Origin of the sequence: Martelella sp. NC20 (assembly GCF_013459645.1) — a bacterium.
Taxonomy (GTDB): Bacteria; Pseudomonadota; Alphaproteobacteria; order Rhizobiales; family Rhizobiaceae; genus Martelella.
Map to the genome: position 1 here is coordinate 3,026,536 of NZ_CP054861.1, position 18,625 is coordinate 3,045,160.

The window sequence follows — 18,625 nt, forward strand, 5'->3', positions numbered from 1 at the left end:
AGCAAGTGGTCAAATTGTGGCAATTGACCGAAAGTGATAAGACCTTTGTTTAAGTCAGTATTTACTTACTTTTCTGCACCCTGACGACGGGTTGAAGCCATGGGGCGATGCGCGCATATAGGCGGTTCGGCTGAAGGGAAGAATGATGGCTCAAGAAACTGGTGAACCGTTCTGGCGGGTCAAGCGGCTCGATGAGATGGATAATCGCGAATGGGAGTCGCTGTGCGACGGTTGCGGGCTTTGCTGTCTGAACAAGCTGGAGGATTGGGAGACGGGGGAGGTGGCTTTCACCTCGGTCGCCTGCCGGCTGCTGGACGGACATAGCTGTCAGTGTTCGGATTACGGGAACCGGAGGGTGATCGTGCCGGAGTGCATTCAACTCGATATCGAGGGCGTGGAGGAAATACCCTGGCTGCCGCCGACCTGCGCTTACCGGCTGGTCCATGAGGGGCAGGATCTTTACTGGTGGCATTATCTGGTTTCCGGAGACCGGGAGACGGTGCATCAGGCCGGTATCTCCGCGCGCGACAGGACCATCAGCGAGATGAAGGTGGCGGTGGAGGACTATGAGGATTACCTGATCGAGTGGCCGGTGCTGACCGGTGAGAAGACCGGGTGACTTTCGCTTGGGATTTTACAAGATAAGAAAAAAAACCTAAGATAGGAAAATAATCCTTGACGGCGTAACGGTGCTTTGGTAGCTTCTGGCTACGGTCGGGAATTTGCGGGTTGAACTTGCTTCACCCTCTGTCCCGCCGGACTCGAGCCGTCACTCAGACTGGAGCGGTTCCGCTTTTCCTCGAAGCGCGGAACCGCTCTATCTTTTTGGTTTGAAACGGAAAGCGAGCCTTTGTCGGCTCCATCAGGAATTGCTGCCGCCCGGTTTCGACCGGGCTTTTTTTATGGTCGAACGGCACGCTTTACAAGCAGAGCCGGAAGGAGCTTCATTGTGGCTGACCATGAGTCATTCGATATCTCCCTGTTCGGGTTATGGCCGCGCAATCCGCGTTACGAAGGCGGGGCCGGGCGAACGGAGGCGGGCTACCATTTCATCGAACCGAAGACGCGACGCGGCGGCGGCGACGATGACATGCGGCTGCTTTTGAACGACCTGACGGCGGAAATGCGGGCGCAGTTCACTTTTTTCAAGCGGCTGCGCATGCGGGCGGTGAAGAGGGGAGCCGAGGGCGATGACGGCGATGCGCGCGCCGAGGTGAAGGCCGCGACCGACGCGATCGCGCTGATCATCCGCACGCTGGAAAAGGCGGATGAACTGCAGCGGCGGCTTGCGGCCAACCGCAAGGACGAGGAAGAGCGCCAACTGAATTTCAGGGATTACGACAATGCCAAAGCCCATTTCCTCGACCTCATCGAAAAACGGGCCGAGGAACTGGCGGAGCGAAAGCTCGCCGGACGCGCAGGGGCCGTCTGATCCGTTTCACTATGCCGCTTTTCTTGCGAAGGAGTGGCGGTTTCTGGCGCGGCCGGAGCAATTGCCGCCGGCGCATGACTGGCGGACATGGCTGCTGATGGGCGGGCGCGGTTCGGGCAAGACCCGCGCAGGCGCCGAATGGGTGCATGACCTGGCGATCGCCGATGGCGAGAAGAGCGAATTGCGGATCGCGCTGGTGGCGGAGACGCTGGGCGACGCCCGCGAGGTGATGATCGACGGCGTTTCCGGGATCTGCCGGGTGGCGCGGCGGATGAAGCCGGATTTCGAAATCACGCGCCGGCGGCTGGTGTGGCCGAACGGGGCGATGGCCTATCTGTTTTCCTCCGAGGATCCGGAGGCGCTGCGCGGGCCGCAATTTCACTTTGCCTGGTGCGACGAACTGGCGAAATGGCGCTACGGGCAGGAATGCTGGGACATGCTGCAGTTCGGCCTGCGGCTCGGTCGCCTGCCGCGGCAGATGGTGACGACGACGCCGCGCGCCGTGCCGCTGCTGAAGCGGCTGATGGCGGACGACGACACCGTGTTCACCCGGATTTCGACGGCGGATAATCGTGTCAATCTGGCGCCCGGCTTCATCAAGGCACTGTCCAGCCGCTATGGCGGAACCCGGCTCGGGCGGCAGGAACTTGACGGCGAACTGATCGAGGATCGCGAGGATGCGTTGTGGCGGCGTGCCGATCTGGAGACGATCGTTTCCCGCCGCGCGATGGCGTCCGGTCGGATCGTGGTCGCCGTCGATCCGCCGGCGGGGTCGGGGCGCAATTCGGTCTGCGGCATCGTGGTTGCGGGCGGGATGGAAAGCGGCGGGGCGCTGGTGCTGGCCGACTGTTCGGTGGAGGGCGGCTCGCCGGCGCAATGGGCGCGGGCGGTGGTGGAGGCCTATCGGCGTTTCGATGCCGACCGGGTGGTGGCCGAAATCAACCAGGGCGGCGACATGGTGACGGCGATGCTGCGCAGCGTCGACGAAAGACTGCCGGTCTCGACCGTACGCGCCACGCGCGGCAAGTTTCTGCGTGCCGAGCCGGTGGCGGCGCTTTACGAGCAGGGCCGGGTGCGCCATGCCGGGCATTTTGCCAGGCTCGTCGACCAGATGTGCGATTTCGGTCCCGACGGGCTTTCGGCGGGCCGGTCTCCCGACAGGCTGGACGCACTGGTCTGGGCGCTGACGGCGCTGCTTCTGGAGGGCGACGGGATGCCGCGCGTGCGCGGTGTATAGCGACTTGCGCGCCGCAATTGCCCGTGCTAGCCGATCCCGGAACAGCGCAGAGGTCTGGCATGATACGACATATCGTTTTCTTCTCGGTTCCCGAAGGCGGGGATGCGGATGCGATCGAGACCGGGCTTTCGATGCTGACGGAAAACCCGCATGCAGATGTGCTGGAAATCGGACGCAATACCCGCAGCGATCTTTATGACGAAAAGGTCGACTTCATCGTCTATGGCGAATTTGCGGACGAGGCGGCTCTGGCGGCTTATCGGGCGCACCCGATTTATCAGAAGTCGACGGCGACCGTGCGACCCTTGAGAGAGATGCGGATCGCGGCGGATTACGATGCCGACAAGGCGGTGAAGACGTCGCGTTTTGTGGGGTGAGGGATAGCTGTTTGGGCGGGATAGCGCGGTATGTCCCGGTAGATTTCTCGTTGGGATAGATTCCCCCCTCACTGCCCCTTTCGGGGCATCTCTCCCCTCCGGGGCGAGAAGATTGGGGGCTGTGCGACTGGGTCGGCGCGATAGCCGGCGTACGGAAACGCGGCGGTTTTCGTTGGTTCCATGATTGTCAAAGCTCCGGTTTTCCGGGGCTTTTTTCGTTTTGAAAACAGAGAGGTGTGGCATGAAGATGCCCTTTCATCTGCCGGGGCGGCGTCCGGCGGACGCCGTTGTCGTGTCCGAGAAAAAGGCAGCGCCCGTGACGCTTTCGGCGCTTTCGGTGAGCGGGGAGGCGCGGTGGACGGGACGGTCCTACGCCGCGCTGTCACGCGAGGGGTTCATGAAGAACCCGGTCGCGCACCGTGCGGTGCGGCTGATTGCCGAGGCTTCGGCTTCGATGCCCTGGCAATTATTCGACGAGGGAGCGCTGGTCTCCGACCATCCGCTGCTTTCGCTTTTGAAGCGGCCGAACGGGCGGATGAGCGGATCGGATTTCTTCGAGGCGCTGTTCGGGCATCTGCTGCTTTCCGGCAATGCCTATGTCGAGCCGATTGTTGTCGGCGAAACGCTCCGGGAACTGCATCTGTTGCGGCCCGACCGGGTGCGGATCATCGAGGGGCGGGACGGGTGGCCGGAAGCCTATGAATACCGGATCGGCGCGCATGCAAGCCGGTATTCGGCCGAAGGCGATGGGCTGACGGTGCTGCATATGCGGCTGTTCCATCCGCTTGACGATCATTCGGGGCTTTCGCCTTTGGCGGCGGCGCAGATGGCGCTTGACCTGCACAATGCCTCGTCCGTCTGGAACAAGGCGCTGCTCGACAATTCGGCGCGGCCTTCCGGCGCGCTGGTCTATCAGCCGAAGGATGGCGGGAACCTGACGGAGGAGCAGTATGAGCGGCTGAAGCAGGAGCTGGAGGAAGGCTATGCCGGGCCGATGCGCGCAGGACGGCCGCTGCTGCTTGAGGGCGGGCTTGACTGGAAGGCGATGGGGCTGACGCCGCGCGATATGGACTTTACAGAGGCGCGCAACGGCGCGGCGCGCGATATCGCACTGGCGATCGGGGTGCCGCCGATGATGCTCGGCATTCCCGGCGACAACACCTATTCCAACTATCAGGAGGCGAACCGGGCTTTCTACCGGCTGACGGTTCTGCCGTTGATTGCCCGCACCGCCGCAGCGCTGACGACCTGGCTTGCCCCGGTTTACGGCGCGGCACTGACGCTTGAGGTCGACCTCGATCAGGTATCCGCCCTTTCGGCGGAGCGCGATGCGCTCTGGGCCCGGGTGTCCGGCGCAGATTTTCTTTCCGACGAGGAGAAGCGCGAAGCCGTCGGTTATTAGCGCCACCCGGCGCCTCTTTCAAAGGAGTGGATATGGGCGAGAACACCATGCTGGCCGACGAATTGAAATATGCCGACCTGTCGCTGACGGACCTTGCGGGCGATGGTTCGTTTTCGGGCTATGCGAGCCTGTTCGGCGAGATCGATCTCGGCAAGGACATGATCGAGCGCGGGGCGTTTTCGCGCTCGCTGCAGAAGCGCGGCGCGGGCGGTGTGCGGATGCTGTTCCAGCACGATCCATGCGAGCCGATCGGGGCGTGGACCAAGATCCGCGAGGACGGGCGCGGGCTTTATGTCGAGGGCGTGCTTTCGGCGGACGTGGCCCGTGCCCGCGAGGTGCACGCCTTGATGAAGGCGGGCGGGCTCGACGGACTTTCAATCGGTTTCCAGACGGTTCGGGCGAGGACGGACGCCAAATCCGGGGTCCGCAGGGTGCTGGAGGCCGACCTATGGGAGATATCGATCGTCACCTTTCCGATGCTGCCGTCCGCGCGGATCGCCAATGTGAAACAGGCGGGCGATATCTTTCCGACAATCAGAGAATTCGAGCGATGGCTGACGCGGGATGCCGGCCTCTCCCGAAAGGCGGCGCGCCGGCTTCTGGCCGGCGGCTATGATGCGCTTGTTGGCAGGCAGGACGCTGCCAGCGGCGCAGACGGGGCGGATGACGACCGGCTTCTGGGTCTGCTGCGGCAGGCAAGCCGGATGATGGCGCCCTGACACCTACCATCGGGGGCCGGATGCCACAGGCATAGCGGCCCTGTTCCAACGACAATTGCGAGAGGACACGATTGTGACCACGTCTCAGATGAAGGTTGCGCCCGAGATCAAGAGCGCGCCGATCAACCAGGCTTTCGAAGACTTCATGTCGAGCTTCGAGGCCTTCAAGGAAACCAATGACCGCCGGCTCGGCGAAATCGAGAGCAAGATGGGCGAGGACACGGTAACCCGCGACAAGGTCGAGCGCATCAACCGCGCCATGGACGCCCAGTCGCGGCTGATCGACGAGATGCAGTTGAAGAAGGCGCGGCCTTCGCTTGGCCGTTCGAACAGCCTGGCGGCGAGCGAGCACAAGGCGGCTTTCGAGAACTATATTCGCCGCGGCGACGAGCATGGGCTTCGCGCCCTTGAAGCCAAGGCGATCTCGACGACCGAGAGCGACGGCGGCTATCTGGTGCCTGATGAAACCGACACCGAAATCGGCCGGCGGCTGACGGCGGTTTCGCCGATCCGTCAACTGGCGACGGTTCGCCAGGTTTCGGGGGCGGTGCTGAAGAAACCGTTCATCGCCTCCGGCTTTACCGCCGGATGGGTGGGCGAGATTGCCGATCGCGACCAGACAGCGACGCCGGATATTTCCGAACTCTCCTTCCCGACAATGGAGCTTTACGCGATGCCGGCGGCGAGCGCTTCGCTGCTGGACGATGCGGCGGTCGATGTCGAAAGCTGGATCGCCAGTGAAATCGACATCGCGTTTGCCGAGCAGGAAAGCGCTGCCTTCATCAACGGCAGCACATCGACGATGCCGAAGGGTTTTCTGAGCTACACCAATGTGGCCGAAAGTGCCTGGGAATGGGGCAAGATCGGGTATGTTGCGACGGGCGCCGAGGGTGCGTTCAAGGCCGCCGATCCTTCCGATACGCTGATCGAGACGATCTATTCGCTGAAGGCGGCGCATCGTCAGAATGCCCATTTCGTGATGAACCGGAAGACGCAAGGGACGATCCGCAAGTTCAAGGACGATGACGGCAATTATCTGTGGCAGCCGCCGGCCGGCCTCGGCCAGTCCGCCTCGATCATGGGTTTCCCGGTGACGGAAGCCGAGGACATGCCGGATATCGGCATCGACGAGACCGCGATCGCCTTCGGTGATTTTGCCGCGGGCTATCTGGTGGTCGACCGCACCGGCGTTCGGGTTTTGCGCGATCCCTATTCGGCCAAGCCTTACGTGCTGTTCTACACCACCAAGCGTGTTGGCGGCGGGGTGCAGAATTTCGAGGCGATCAAGCTGATCAAGTTCGGCGAGGCGTAAGCGCCAAAAAGAACCGGCTTCGGTGGTTTCGCCGGAGCCGGATGACCGGCAGGTTTGCCGCTTTCCGAACCAGGAAAGGGCGAGCGATGCCAGATTGGCCCCGGCGCTTGCGTCGGGGTTTTTCGTTGCCAGAGGATTTCGGACAATGAGCTATGCCCTGATAACACCGCCCGCCGAAGAGCCGGTGAGCCTTAGCGAGGCCAAGGCGTTCATGCGCCTCGATGGCAGCGAGGAAGATGAGTTCGTGGCTGCGCTGATCGTGGCCGCACGTGAATACCTCGAAAGCGTCAGCGGGCTTGCGCTGGTGACGCAGACCTGGCGGCTTTACCGCGACACATGGCCGGCAAGCGGCATGATTTCGCTGGCGCATGGGCCGGTTCAGGCCGTCGATCAGGTGACCGCGTATGATGCCGATGGCGAGGCGACCGCAATTGCGCTCGATGGAGCGCGACTCGATGGCCGGGCGCGGCCCGCGCGGTTCTACCTGCCCGGCATGGGCGGATGGCGGGCCGGCGTCAACGGTATCGAAGTGGCGTTCACGGCGGGTTTCGGGGCGGCAGCAGCCGTGCCGGAGGCCGCCAGACAGGCGATCCTGCGGCATGTGGCGCACATGTTCGTGTTCCGGGGGGCGGTCGGACCCGACCAGCAGCCCGCCGGAGTACCCGATGGCTATGACCGGCTGATTGCGCCGCTCAAGGCATGGAGGCTTTGATGCGGACATTCGATCCGGGGGCGTTTTCGGCCCGTCTCGATCTGACGGCCCCCGCTTTTGCATCGGACGGGCAGGGCGGCGCGACGGAAAGCTGGTCCGAGGTCGCAAAGCTCTGGGCGCGGATCGAGCCGGTCTCGATTGCCTTCGATGAGCAAGCCAATGGCGAGGTCTTTCGCCTGACCCATGAGATCTGGATGCGCGCGCGGACGGATCTGGCGCCGGGGATGCGGCTGCAGCGCGGCGGGCGGATGTTCAAGATCAATGGCTGGCGCGATCCCGACGAGACGGGGCGATACCTGGTCTGCCGCTGCGAGGAGATCGAACCATGAGTTCATGTGAAAACGCGCTGCTTGCGGCAATCCATGCGGTGCTTTCCGGCGATGGCGAACTGACGGGGCTCATCGGCGCGGACGCGATCTTCGACCGGTTGCTGAAGCGGCCGCAACTGCCCGCCGTCGTATTCGGAGAGTGCGTCACCACCGATCTCTCGACGGTGGATGGAAAGCTCTTCGAGCATGCGCTGAATATCGAGATCTGGTCGGAGGCGCATGGGCGCAAGGCGTTGCAGGAGATCGAGGCGCGGGTGAAGGCATTGCTCGACGATGCGGCGCTTTCGCTCACCGGTGCGACGCTCATCAATCTTGTTCATCGCTCGACCAGGGTGAAGCGGGTGGCGCGAACCGGCTATTTCCTCGCAGAGATGCGCTTTCGCGCTGTGACCGAACCGGCGTGAGCCGCTGATTTTCAGACAGATAACGGAGAGTTCCATGACTGCCCAGAAAGGCAAGGATCTGCTTTTGAAGCTGCATAATGGCAGCGCCTATGAAACCGTCGCGGGCCTCAGGTCGCGGCGATTGTCGTTCAACGCCGAAACGGTGGACATCACCGATTCCGAAAGCGCCGGCCGCTGGCGCGAACTGCTGGCTGGCGCTGGCGTTCAGCGGGCCTCAATGACGGCTTCTGGTATCTTCAAGGATCAGGCATCCGACGAGACGGTGCGCGCGGCGTTTTTCGCTGCCGCCCTGGTGGAGGCGCAGATCGTGATCCCGGGGTTCGGCATCGTCGCCGGGCCCTTCCAGATTTCCGCACTCGAATATAACGGCCAGCACAATGGCGAGGTCCAGTTCGAGATCGCGCTGGAATCCGGCGGAGCGGTGAGCTTCGGAGCGGCGGCATGACGCGCGGCGGGCGGGCCAACCGCCACCGCGGCGAGGTGGAAGCGGTTTTCGATGGCGAGCGGCGGATATTGTGCCTGACGCTTGGGGCGCTCGCGGAGCTTGAGACCGCTTTTGCGGTGGACGGGCTCGGCGACCTTGGCAAGCGGCTTGCCTCGGGCGGGCTGAAGGCGCGCGATCTGATCGCGATCATCGGCGCCGGTTTGCGCGGCGGCGGCAATGCGATCGACGATGAGGATGTGGCCGCCATGGGCATGGAAGGCGGGGTTGCCGCTTATGCGGGCCTTGTCGGCGAGCTTCTGACTGTCACGTTTACGGGAGGGGATGCCCCCAAGAAGGCGGACCCTTCCTAGCCGCAGCGGCAGAGCCTGCCATCGCCGAACCGTTCCCCTGGCGAGCGGCGATCCATACCGGGCTCTGCACGCTGCGGCTTCCCCCTGAGGTGTTCTGGGCGTTGTCGCCGCTGGAGTTCGCGGCGATGGCGGGTGCGTTTGCGCCGGCCGAGGGCTTTCCGACGCGGGCGGCCCTTGATGACCTGATGACCCGCTTTCCCGACAGATGAGGACGTTTCATGGACATTGACGAGACGAGTATCGATGGCGCGCGAGAGAGCGCCAGCGCGCTTCACGATGTGCTGCTCGATCTGGAAACCCAGTCCGATCGGTTTGCGGGCGCGCTTACCGGGGCGTTGAAGGATGCAACGCTTGGCGGCAAGGGATTGCAGACGGTGCTGGGCGATCTGGGTCGCCGGCTGAACGATCTGGCGCTGAACGCGGCTCTGAAGCCGCTCGAAGGCGTGATCTCGAGCCAGATCGGGTCGCTGACCGAAGGTCTGGTGCAGGTCGTTGCCCATGCCAAGGGCGGCGTGCCGGGCAGGATCACGCCGTTTGCGGCCGGCGGCATCGTTTCAACGCCGACCTATTTCGGAATGAATGGCGGCCTGGGACTGATGGGCGAGGCCGGCAGCGAGGCGATCCTGCCGCTGAAGCGGGGAGCGGACGGCTCGCTCGGCGTTGCTGCAGGTAGTGGCGGCGGCGCGCGGATTGTCTTCAACGTTTCGACGCCGGATTCGGAGAGCTTCCGAAAGAGCGAGGGACAAATCTCGGCGATGCTGGCGCGGGCGGTGCGCTCCGGCCAGCGCAATATCTGAGGAGGCCGCCATGAGCGCGAGTTTTCATGAGGTGCGGTTTCCGCTGCGCCTGTCACTTTCGGTGAGCGGCGGGCCGGTGCGGCGCACCGATATCGTCAATCTTTCCAACGGCCATGAGGCGCGCAACCAGCGCTGGCGTGATTCGCGGCGCGCCTATGACGCGGGCTCGGCCGTGCGTTCGGTGGCCGATCTTTACGAACTGATGGCGTTTTTCGAGGCGCGGGGCGGCCAGCTCTGCGGGTTCCGGTTTCGCGATCCCGTCGATTTCAAATCCTGCGGACCGCTTGCCGAACCATCCGCCGGCGATCAGTGGATCGCGACCGGGGACGGCGCGACGGCGAGTTTTCAGTTGATCAAGACCTATGGCGATGGGGCGGCGTCCTGGACGAGGACGATCCAGAAGCCGGTGTCCGAGAGCTTGAAGGTCTCGGTGGATGGCGTTGCGATTTCAGGGTTTTCCGTCGATGCGGCGAGCGGTGTGGTGACGCTTTCGAGCCCGCCCGCGAATGGCGCGGCGATTTTCGCGGGTTACGAGTTCGATGTGCCTGTGCGCTTCGATATCGATCGCATCGACATCAACATGAAGGCATTCAATGCGGGCAGCGTGCCATCGGTGCCGCTGGTGGAGGTCAAGCCATGAGAGACATCGAAGCGGGCCTTCTGGGCCACCTTGCCGGAGATGCAACCACAGTGTGTTCCTGCTGGCGGGTGGTGTTGAAGGATGGCACTGTACTGGGCTTTACCGAGCACGACCACGACCTCTTCTTTGCGTCGACGGCCTTTCTGGCGGCCAGCGGTTTTTCGGCATCGAACCTCGAGGCCGAGGAGGGGCTTGCGGCCAACACCAGCGAAGTCGCGGGCGGGTTTTCCAGCACTGCGATCACCGAGGAAGCGCTTGCGGCCGGGCGGTATGACGGCGCGCGGGTGGAGGCCTATCTGGTCAACTGGCGCGAGCCGTCTCAGCATCAGCGGATGTATGTGCATGAAATCGGTGAGGTGACCCGCGAGGGCGGCGGCTTTACAGCGGAGTTGAGAGCGGTGACGCACCGGCTGTCGCAACCCCAGGGGCGCAGTTTCTCGCGCCGTTGTGATGCCGTGCTCGGAAACGGGAAATGTGGTTTCAACCTTGCGACGCCGGGTTTCGTGGCGAGCGGGACCGTTCTTGAGGTCAACAGCGACGCGCAACTGACGGTTTCGGTCAGTGGTGAATTCGCGGCGGGTTTCTTTTCGTTTGGGGTTCTTGCCTTCGAGAGCGGCGAACTCGCCGGTGTGGCAGTCGATATCGAGAACAATCAGGGTGCGGGGGCGTCGATGCGGCTGGACCTCTGGCTCCCGCTGGAGGCGACGCCGGCGGTCGGCGATCCGGTGCGGCTGACGGCGGGCTGCGACAAGTCCTTTGCCACCTGCCGAACGAAGTTCGGCAATCACCTCAATTTTCGGGGCTTCCCGCATGTGCCGGGCGCCGACTTTGCCTATTCCTATGTGAATGGCGAGAGCGAGCATGACGGCCGGGCGATCTACAAATGACGGGCCTTGGCGATGCGGCCGTAGCGGCGGCTGAAAAATGGCTGGGGACGCCCTATCGCCACCAGGCGAGCGAATGCGGGCTCGGATGCGATTGCCTGGGGCTGATACGCGGCGTGTGGCTGGAGCTCTATGGTTCCGCACCCGAGCCGGCAACCCCTTACGCCGCCGATTGGGCCGAGCGTAGCCGCGAGGAGCGGCTGCTTCATGCAGCCCTTCGCCATTGCGGACCGGCGATTGCGATGAGCGAGATGCAGCCGGGCGATATTCTGCTGTTTCGCTGGCGGGCGCAGTTCGCGGCCAAGCATGCCGGCATTCTGTGCGGTCCCGAGCATTTCATTCACGCCTACGAACAGGCGGGGGTGATCCGCTCTGCGCTTGTTCCCGCATGGCGGCGCAAGGTCGCCGGGGTTTTCCGCTTTCCCGACCGAGATTGAGGTTTCAGCATGGCAACTATCGTGTTTCAGGCGGCCGGCGCCGTGTTTGGCGGGCTGCTCGGCCCATTCGGCGCGGTCGCCGGCCGGGCGATCGGCGCTCTGGCCGGCAATGCCCTTGACGGCATGATCTTTTCCGGAGGGCAGAAGGTCCAGGGCAGCCATCTTTCAAGCGCGCGGATTGGCGGCGCGGAGGAGGGAGGGGCCATTCCCCGGGTTTATGGCACGTCGCGGATCGGCGGCGCGCTGATCTGGGCAACGCGGTTCGAAGAGGAAGTGACCGAGGAGCGCACCGGCGGCAAGGCCGCAGGCTCCACGGTGGAGAGCTTTGCCTATTTCGGAAATTTCGCCTACGGGATTTGCGAAGGGCCGGTGGCGGCAATCCGGCGCGTCTGGGCGGACGGGCGCGAACTCGATCTCGAGAATATCGAGATGCGGTTTTTCCCGGGGTCCGAAAGCCAGTTGCCCGATCCGCTGATCGAAGCCAAGCAGGGCGCGGGCAATGCGCCCGCCTATCGGGGCCTTTGCTATGTCGTGTTCGAGCGTCTGCCGCTGGACGCGTTCGGAAACCGGATACCGGTGATCCAGTTCGAGGTGCTGAAGCCGACAGGTTCGCTGGAAAGCCAGATCCGGGCGCTCGCGATTATCCCGGGCGCGACCGAGCACGGGCTTTGTCCGTTTCCCGTGACCGAGGCGCTCGGCAGCGGCCAGCAGCGGATCATGAACCGCAACACGTTGACGCGGGCGACCGACTGGGAAGCTTCGATCGACGAGTTGACGGCATTGTGTCCCAACCTGGAGCGGGTGGCGCTGGTGGTGGCATGGTTCGGATCGGATCTGCGCGCGGGAGAATGCCGGATCGAGCCGGGCGTGGAAACGCCGTTCAGGAAGGAAGAGAGTGCGCCGTGGCGGGTATCGGGCATTGCGCGGGGCGAGGCTCATATCGTTTCCAGCCATGATGGCGGTCCGGCTTATGGGGGCACGCCCAACGACGCCGGGCTGATCGCTGCGATCGCCGATCTGAAGGCGCGGGGCCTCGAGGTTTACCTCTATCCGTTCCTGATGATGGATGTGCCGGCAGGTAACGGCCTGCCTGACCCGCATGGCGGCGTCGAGCAACCGCGCTACCCCTGGCGGGGACGGATAAGCTGTCATCCCGCCCCGGGTCAACCGGGCACCACCGACCGCAGCGCCTCGGCTCGAAGCCAGGTGGAGGCGTTTCTGGGCACGGCGGAAAACCATCAGTTCAGCATTTTCGGCGGCGGGGTGAGTTTTGCGGGCGATGACAAAGGGTATCGCCGGTTCATTCTGCATTACGCACACCTTGCGGATGCGGCGGGCGGGGTGGACGGGTTCATTATCGGCTCTGAAATGAAGGGGCTGACATCTGTGCGGGACACAGGCGATGCCTTTCCGTTCGTCGAAGGCCTGATCACGCTGGCGGCCGATGTGCGAGCCGTCCTGGGGCTTGGGGCGAGGGTGACCTATGCCGCCGACTGGAGCGAGTATTTCGGCTACCATCCCGCCGATGGCAGCGGCGATGTCTATTTCAACCTCGACCCGCTCTGGGCGAACCATAATATCGCGGCGATCAGTATCGACAATTACATGCCGATCTCGGACTGGCGCGACAGCGATCTGGCCGCGGTAAACCCGGATGGCTTCAAGGTCGCGAATGATACAGACGGCTTCCGGGGGCAGATTGCCGCCGGCGAGGGATATGACTGGTATTATGCAAGCGATGCCGATCGGGCGGCGCGCATTCGCACGCCGATCACCGACGGCTTGGCAGGCAAGCCCTGGGTCTATCGCTACAAGGATATCCAGAACTGGTGGACGAACCCGCACTATAATCGTGTCGGCGGCGTGGAATTGGCGACGTCGACAGCCTGGATACCGATGTCGAAACCGGTGTGGTTTTCCGAACTCGGTTGCGCCGCCGTCGACAAGGGCGCCGGTCAGCCGAATGTGTTTGCCGATCCGAAATCGGCCGAATCGGCGTTTCCGTATTTTTCAAGCGGGCAACGGTCAGATGCCGAGCAACGCCGGTTTCTGGAAACGCAGCTTTCCCGGTTCGAGACGACGGAGACGCCCGTCGACTACGGGCACATTTTTCTTTGGTGCTGGGACATCAGGCCCTATCCCGCCTTCCCGCAGAATGCCGATCTGTGGAGCGACGGCGGCAACTGGACCACCGGTCACTGGCTGAACGGTCGGCTGGGGGCAACGACGCTTGCCGATACGGTGCGCGCTCTTTTGGCGGATCACGGCTTCTACGATTGCGATGTGCGGCTTCTGAACGGCGACCTCACGGGTTATCAGCAGGCCGATATCGACAGTGCCCGCAATTTGCTCGAGCCGCTGCTTTCGCTGTATTCGGCCGATACGATCGAACGCGACGGCGTGCTGCAGTTCCGCTCCCGATTGAGGGCGAGCCTGCCGCCCGCGACAATCGACGTGACGGCGGAACGTGACGAGGCCGGGCGTTTCAGGGAAACACGCAGCCATGAGAGCGATCTCGCCGGCGAGGCGGTGGTTTCCTATTTCGACCCTTTCACCGATTACGAACAGGCCAACGTTCGTTCCAGCCGCGTTGTGGCGGCCAATGATCGGGTGTTGCGCTATGCGTTGCCGACGGTTCTGCCGGAAACGACGGCGCTGGCACTGGCGGGAGACATGCTGCGGGAGAGCCGGGTTTCGGTGCGCACGCTCTCGATTGATCTGTCGCCGCAGGCGCGGGGCCTTGAAGTGGGCGATGTCGTGCGCATCGATGACGGGCCGGCGGGGCGGTTCATGGTCACGCGCCTCGAGCTTGGCGAGACCTTGCAGGTTGAGGCGCGTTCGTTTGCGCCGCTTGTGGGTGCGGCGCTGCGGCCGGTGGATCGGGGACGGGTTCAGGAGGACGCGTCCAGCGGATTTGCGCCGCGGGTTGTCTTTCTGGACCTTGCCCGCGACGGGGGCGGATCAGCGGAAAACTTCGCCCGTATCGCCGTGTTTGCCAGGCCATGGCGTCGCATCTTCGTTTCCTCGTCTGCCACGAATGAAGGATATGCCGCGAATGCCGTGGTGGAACGGCCGGCGGGCACTGCGCGTCTTGCCGAGGCGCTGACGCCTGGAGCCAGCGGTCGTTTTGATTTCTCTTCCGATCTGGTCATCGACCTCGACTTCGGCGGTCTTTCCTCGGCTTCCAGATATTCAGTCTTGAGCGGGAGCAACCGGATAGTGGTCCGCGCCGAAAACGGTGTTTTCGAGATCATCGGATTTCTCAATGCCACAGAGATTTCGGCAGGACGCTGGCGGCTCAACGGCCTGCTGCGGGGGCTTAACGGGACTGAAGATGCCATGATGGCGGGAGCTTCGGCTGGTAGCGATGCGGTTGTCCTGAGCGATGCCGTGATCCCGGTTGGTTTGAGCGCACGCGATGTCGGCCTTGCACGAAATTACATGATCGAGGCTGCCTACGGGCAACAGGACCCGAAAGCGCCCTACGCTTTCGCGGGCGGTCTGCGCGCCGAGACGCCGCTGGCGCCGGTTCATCTGCGGTCGCGCCGGCTGGCCTCCGGGGACATCCTTTTCAACTGGATCAGACGTTCGCGGATCGACCAGGATGACTGGGCGGCGGCCGAGATATCGCTGGACGAGGATGTCGAGCGCTACCGGTTTGAATTGTATGACGGCGCGACATTGGTGCGACGCTCCGAGGTGGGCGTGCCGGAATTTGTGTATTCGGCCAGCGATCAGGAGGACGACTTCGGGTCATTGGCGGGCTCGGTGACAATCAGGCTCTGCCAACTTGGTCGCAAGGTGCCCCTCGGTATCCCGCTCACAGCAGAAATCCATGTTCCCTCCTGACAGAAAGGATAATATTATGGATGTGAAGAAATGGTATCTCTCCAAGACCGTGTGGGGGGCGCTTCTGGCGGTCGCCGCGCCGCTGCTACAACTCGGCGGAATCTATGTCGATGAAGGCACGCAGGGTGAACTTGCGGCTTCGATTACCACGATCGCGGGCGCTACAGGCGGGTTACTCGCGCTGTTCGGCCGGATTTCTGCGAAGTCGTCGTTGACCCGCTAGGACGAATCTTTCCTGATCACGCATGGTTGGCCGGGGCCTGAGGTTCCGGCTGACGCGTTCATCTGCAACTTTGCTAAAATTCAGATTGCAAGTGTTCTGACGGGGCTATTCATTTGCAGTTCAGCCACATATCTTTATGAGGAGTTTCAGATGGAATGCAGGATTGCGAAGAAGGCGTTTCGATGTCGTTGAAACCCATATATATTCTGGTATTGACCGGCCTGTTGCTGGGTGCGAACGGTGAAGCGGCCGACGCGGCCAGCTGCGCTGCTGCGGCGCGCCAGGTCCAATCCAGCACGGGCGGCGATCTGCTTTCCGCTCTGCCTGCGCCGGACGATCCGAATATGTGTATGGTAACGGTTATCGTACCGGCAAGCGACGGCAACCCTCCCCGCAAGATTACCCGCCGCGTACCGGCTAGCTGATGTTTGTCGGGCTGTTGCCTGTAAGAGCGGATGACTGACATGCGAATTCTGCTGATAGAAGATGATGAGAACCTGAATCGCCAGCTCGCCCAGATGTTGCGGGACGCGGACTATGTCGTTGACTGCGCCTATGATGGCGAGGAAGGTCATTTTCTGGGTGATACCGAACCTTATGATGCGGTCATACTCGATATCGGACTGCCCCAGATGGATGGCGTGACCGTGCTTGACAAATGGCGGCAGGCCGGGCGCACCATGCCGGTTCTGATATTGACCGCGCGTGATCGATGGAGCGACAAGGTTGCCGGGATCGATGCCGGCGCCGATGACTATGTCACCAAGCCGTTTCACATCGAAGAGGTGATGGCTCGGATCAGGGCACTGATCCGCCGTGCCGCCGGCCATGCGACGGCAACCATCACCTGCGGTCCGATCGAACTTGACGTCAAGGCCTCTAAGGCCACGGTTGACGGAGTGATATTGCGGCTGACCTCGCACGAATACCGGTTGCTGTCCTACCTGATGCATCACCAGGGTGAGGTGGTCTCGCGGACAGAATTGACCGAACATCTTTACGATCAGGATTTCGATCGGGATTCCAATACGATCGAGGTTTTTGTCGGTCGACTGCGAAAAAAAATCGGGGCTGACTGGATCGAGACGGTTCGCGGCCTCGGTTACCGCATGCAGGCGCCGGGATGAGGTTTGCGAATTCCCTCACCTTGCGTTCGCTGGCGCTGACGACCGGATGGTCTGCCATAGCGCTTCTGGTGATCGCGATCGTGATTTCAGCGCTTTATCGCAATGCCGCTGAGCGCGGTTTCCGTCAGCTTCTGCAAGCCGAAATGTTCAACGTGATCAATTCGGTATCGATTGACGATAAAGGCGATCTCAAGGGATCTCCACAACTTGGCAACCTGAATTATCAGCAGCCTCAGACCGGATGGTACTGGGTCGTTGATCCTCTTTATGATAAATCGAAACAGTCGCTGCAATCGCCCTCCCTCGGAGAGCAAGACCTGCCGGTCACCCCGGAAAGCGAGGTGCCGTATGACGGCAATTATCGCCGGACCTATATCGTGCGGGACGACAACCGCAATGAACTGGCAGTGATCGAAACCGTGGTTGTGATGGACGAGAATGATCGTGCAACCCGGATTCGGGTGTCCGGCAATCGCGATGCCGTTGACAATGATGTGCGCTGGTTTTCACGACGGCTTTATCTCGCGCTCGCGCTTTTCGGCATCGCAAGCATCCTCCTGAATGGTCTTGTCATCTTGTGGGCTCTTCGCCCCCTCGATCGCGCGCGTGTCGCATTGCGCCAGATTGCCGACCAGGGTGAGGGAGAGATGCGCGGGCGGTTTCCGGTGGAAATTCAACCGCTCGCCGATGAGATCAACGCGTTGCTTTCCAACAACAGGGCCATTGTGGAGCGGGCGCGGGTGCAGGTTGGAAATCTTGCGCACTCGTTGAAGACGCCGATTGCGGTACTTCTGAACGAGGCGCAGGGTATGGAAGAGAAGGAAGGAAAACTCGTCGCTTCCCAGGTGGTGATGATGCAGGCCCAGGTGCAGGCCTATCTGAACAGGGCCCGCATTGCAGCTCAGACGGAATCGGTTCTGACCCGCTGTGAGGCAGAGCCGGTGCTTGAGAGGCTTGTGCGGGTGATGCGCCGCCTGAACCCGGAGAAGTCGTTCGTTCTCTCTTGCGAGACGGGTCTTCTTCTGGCGACCGAACAGCATGATCTTGAGGAGGTTGTCGGCAATCTCCTGGAAAACGCCGCACGGTTTGCCGATAGCGAGGTGCGGGTCAGCGCCCAACGGCAGGTAGATGCCGCAGCGCCCGGAGAATGGGCAGAGATCATCGTGCAGGATGACGGACCCGGCCTGACACCTGATGAAATTCAAAGAGCGATGAAGCGTGGCCATAGGCTGGATGAAAGCAGGTCCGGTTCGGGCCTGGGTCTATCGATCGTTGACGATATTGTGCAGGCCTATGGCGGGCGTTTCGAACTGACCGGACTTGAGCAGGCGGGGCTGCACGCGCGCGTTATTCTCCCGGCCAAGCACAGGAAATAGTCGATCGCGAGGCCAAGTGCGAAATCTGGCCACATTCTGCCCTTAGCTGCAAGTTTGCCATATCGTCATGTGGTTTGGGAACCATTTTGGCGACCTGAGGCTTTCTTTGATGACGTGATTCAATACGATGGGAACTCTCGTGATACGGAATTGGCAACTGATTGCTGTCGTCCTAATGATCTCAGGCTGTTCCGCAACAGGCGGAGACGGCTCGCCCATTATTCCTCAGCGCTCCTCGTCCCAACCGGTGGCGCAGCCACCTGCACTGAACGGCGGGCTGATTCAGCGGGCCGGAATTTCACTGTCTTCTTTCGATCAGACCAAAGCACTTCAGGCAGAGCAGTACGCACTGACCGCCGCACCGGCTGGTGAAGCAGTGAACTGGCAGGGAGAGCAGGCACGTGGCAACGTTTCGGCTGCAAGCCCCTACCAGGTCGGCGATCAGAACTGCCGGCAATATACCCAACGCATTTTTGCCAATGGCGCCGAGTTTGTCGGTCGTGGCGCCGCCTGTCGCGAAGCCGATGGCTCCTGGAGCCTGCTCGACTGAACTGCTCGCCACGCAGCAGCATC

Annotated in this window: 23 protein-coding genes; all 23 read left to right on the plus strand. The window is 62.4% G+C overall.

Features of this window, described 5'->3' with window-relative positions; genetic code table 11:
* Positions 1–145: 145 nt before the first annotated feature.
* Positions 146–619, plus strand: coding sequence for a YcgN family cysteine cluster protein (locus tag HQ843_RS14385; RefSeq protein ID WP_180897675.1), 474 nt, complete (start codon positions 146–148; stop codon positions 617–619).
* Positions 620–949: 330 nt separating this feature from the next.
* Complete coding sequence (locus HQ843_RS14390; RefSeq protein ID WP_180897674.1) at positions 950–1,432, plus strand: hypothetical protein; 483 nt, start codon at positions 950–952, stop codon at positions 1,430–1,432.
* Positions 1,344–2,669, plus strand: a complete 1,326-nt coding sequence (locus HQ843_RS14395; RefSeq protein WP_246710112.1) for a DNA-packaging protein — start codon at positions 1,344–1,346, stop codon at positions 2,667–2,669. The genes HQ843_RS14390 and HQ843_RS14395 overlap by 89 nt, the downstream gene beginning before the upstream one ends.
* A 59-nt stretch (positions 2,670–2,728) precedes the next feature.
* Positions 2,729–3,046 (plus strand): Dabb family protein, encoded by a 318-nt coding sequence (locus HQ843_RS14400; protein ID WP_180897673.1) that lies wholly within the window; start codon positions 2,729–2,731, stop codon positions 3,044–3,046.
* A 241-nt stretch (positions 3,047–3,287) separates the two neighbouring features.
* Positions 3,288–4,448: a phage portal protein gene (locus tag HQ843_RS14405; RefSeq protein WP_180897672.1), complete on the plus strand. Its 1,161-nt coding sequence runs from the start codon at positions 3,288–3,290 to the stop codon at positions 4,446–4,448.
* A 32-nt stretch (positions 4,449–4,480) separates the two neighbouring features.
* Positions 4,481–5,167: an HK97 family phage prohead protease gene (locus tag HQ843_RS14410; protein WP_180897671.1), complete on the plus strand. Its 687-nt coding sequence runs from the start codon at positions 4,481–4,483 to the stop codon at positions 5,165–5,167.
* Positions 5,168–5,255: 88 nt separating this feature from the next.
* Positions 5,256–6,479: a phage major capsid protein gene (locus HQ843_RS14415; protein WP_180902190.1), complete on the plus strand. Its 1,224-nt coding sequence runs from the start codon at positions 5,256–5,258 to the stop codon at positions 6,477–6,479.
* A gap of 145 nt (positions 6,480–6,624) precedes the next feature.
* Entirely contained in the window at positions 6,625–7,191 is a 567-nt protein-coding gene (locus tag HQ843_RS14420) for a head-tail connector protein (RefSeq protein ID WP_180897670.1), read from the plus strand.
* Positions 7,191–7,520 carry a phage head closure protein gene (locus HQ843_RS14425; protein WP_180897669.1) on the plus strand — a complete coding sequence of 110 codons (330 nt, stop codon included), beginning with the start codon at positions 7,191–7,193 and terminating at the stop codon, positions 7,518–7,520. Before HQ843_RS14420 ends, HQ843_RS14425 begins: the two co-directional genes overlap by 1 nt.
* Positions 7,517–7,924, plus strand: coding sequence for a DUF3168 domain-containing protein (locus HQ843_RS14430; protein ID WP_180897668.1), 408 nt, complete (start codon positions 7,517–7,519; stop codon positions 7,922–7,924). The genes HQ843_RS14425 and HQ843_RS14430 overlap by 4 nt, the downstream gene beginning before the upstream one ends.
* Before the next feature lie 34 nt (positions 7,925–7,958).
* Positions 7,959–8,369 carry a phage major tail protein, TP901-1 family gene (locus HQ843_RS14435; RefSeq protein ID WP_180897667.1) on the plus strand — a complete coding sequence of 137 codons (411 nt, stop codon included), beginning with the start codon at positions 7,959–7,961 and terminating at the stop codon, positions 8,367–8,369.
* On the plus strand, positions 8,366–8,719 hold the full coding sequence (locus tag HQ843_RS14440) for a gene transfer agent family protein (protein WP_180897666.1): 354 nt from the start codon (positions 8,366–8,368) through the stop codon (positions 8,717–8,719). Before HQ843_RS14435 ends, HQ843_RS14440 begins: the two co-directional genes overlap by 4 nt.
* Before the next feature lie 20 nt (positions 8,720–8,739).
* Positions 8,740–8,928 (plus strand): rcc01693 family protein, encoded by a 189-nt coding sequence (locus HQ843_RS14445; RefSeq protein ID WP_180902189.1) that lies wholly within the window; start codon positions 8,740–8,742, stop codon positions 8,926–8,928.
* Between the two features lie 9 nt (positions 8,929–8,937).
* Positions 8,938–9,516, plus strand: coding sequence for a phage tail tape measure protein (locus HQ843_RS14450; RefSeq protein WP_180897665.1), 579 nt, complete (start codon positions 8,938–8,940; stop codon positions 9,514–9,516).
* Between the two features lie 10 nt (positions 9,517–9,526).
* Positions 9,527–10,156, plus strand: a complete 630-nt coding sequence (locus HQ843_RS14455) for a DUF2460 domain-containing protein (protein ID WP_180897664.1) — start codon at positions 9,527–9,529, stop codon at positions 10,154–10,156.
* The gene (locus HQ843_RS14460) at positions 10,153–11,043 is read left to right on the plus strand and encodes a DUF2163 domain-containing protein (protein WP_180897663.1); all 891 of its coding nucleotides are present in this window, start codon (positions 10,153–10,155) and stop codon (positions 11,041–11,043) included. Before HQ843_RS14455 ends, HQ843_RS14460 begins: the two co-directional genes overlap by 4 nt.
* On the plus strand, positions 11,040–11,477 hold the full coding sequence (locus HQ843_RS14465; RefSeq protein ID WP_180897662.1) for an NlpC/P60 family protein: 438 nt from the start codon (positions 11,040–11,042) through the stop codon (positions 11,475–11,477). Before HQ843_RS14460 ends, HQ843_RS14465 begins: the two co-directional genes overlap by 4 nt.
* Before the next feature lie 9 nt (positions 11,478–11,486).
* Positions 11,487–15,326 (plus strand): baseplate multidomain protein megatron, encoded by a 3,840-nt coding sequence (locus tag HQ843_RS14470; protein WP_180897661.1) that lies wholly within the window; start codon positions 11,487–11,489, stop codon positions 15,324–15,326.
* 16 nt (positions 15,327–15,342) lie between these two features.
* Positions 15,343–15,549: a hypothetical protein gene (locus tag HQ843_RS14475; protein ID WP_180897660.1), complete on the plus strand. Its 207-nt coding sequence runs from the start codon at positions 15,343–15,345 to the stop codon at positions 15,547–15,549.
* Between the two features lie 155 nt (positions 15,550–15,704).
* Complete coding sequence (locus HQ843_RS14480) at positions 15,705–15,974, plus strand: hypothetical protein (RefSeq protein WP_180897659.1); 270 nt, start codon at positions 15,705–15,707, stop codon at positions 15,972–15,974.
* 39 nt (positions 15,975–16,013) lie between these two features.
* Complete coding sequence (locus HQ843_RS14485; protein ID WP_180897658.1) at positions 16,014–16,676, plus strand: response regulator transcription factor; 663 nt, start codon at positions 16,014–16,016, stop codon at positions 16,674–16,676.
* Complete coding sequence (locus HQ843_RS14490; protein ID WP_180897657.1) at positions 16,673–18,052, plus strand: sensor histidine kinase; 1,380 nt, start codon at positions 16,673–16,675, stop codon at positions 18,050–18,052. The genes HQ843_RS14485 and HQ843_RS14490 overlap by 4 nt, the downstream gene beginning before the upstream one ends.
* Positions 18,053–18,179: 127 nt before the next feature.
* Complete coding sequence (locus HQ843_RS14495; RefSeq protein WP_180897656.1) at positions 18,180–18,602, plus strand: hypothetical protein; 423 nt, start codon at positions 18,180–18,182, stop codon at positions 18,600–18,602.
* The last annotated feature ends 23 nt before the right edge of the window (positions 18,603–18,625 follow it).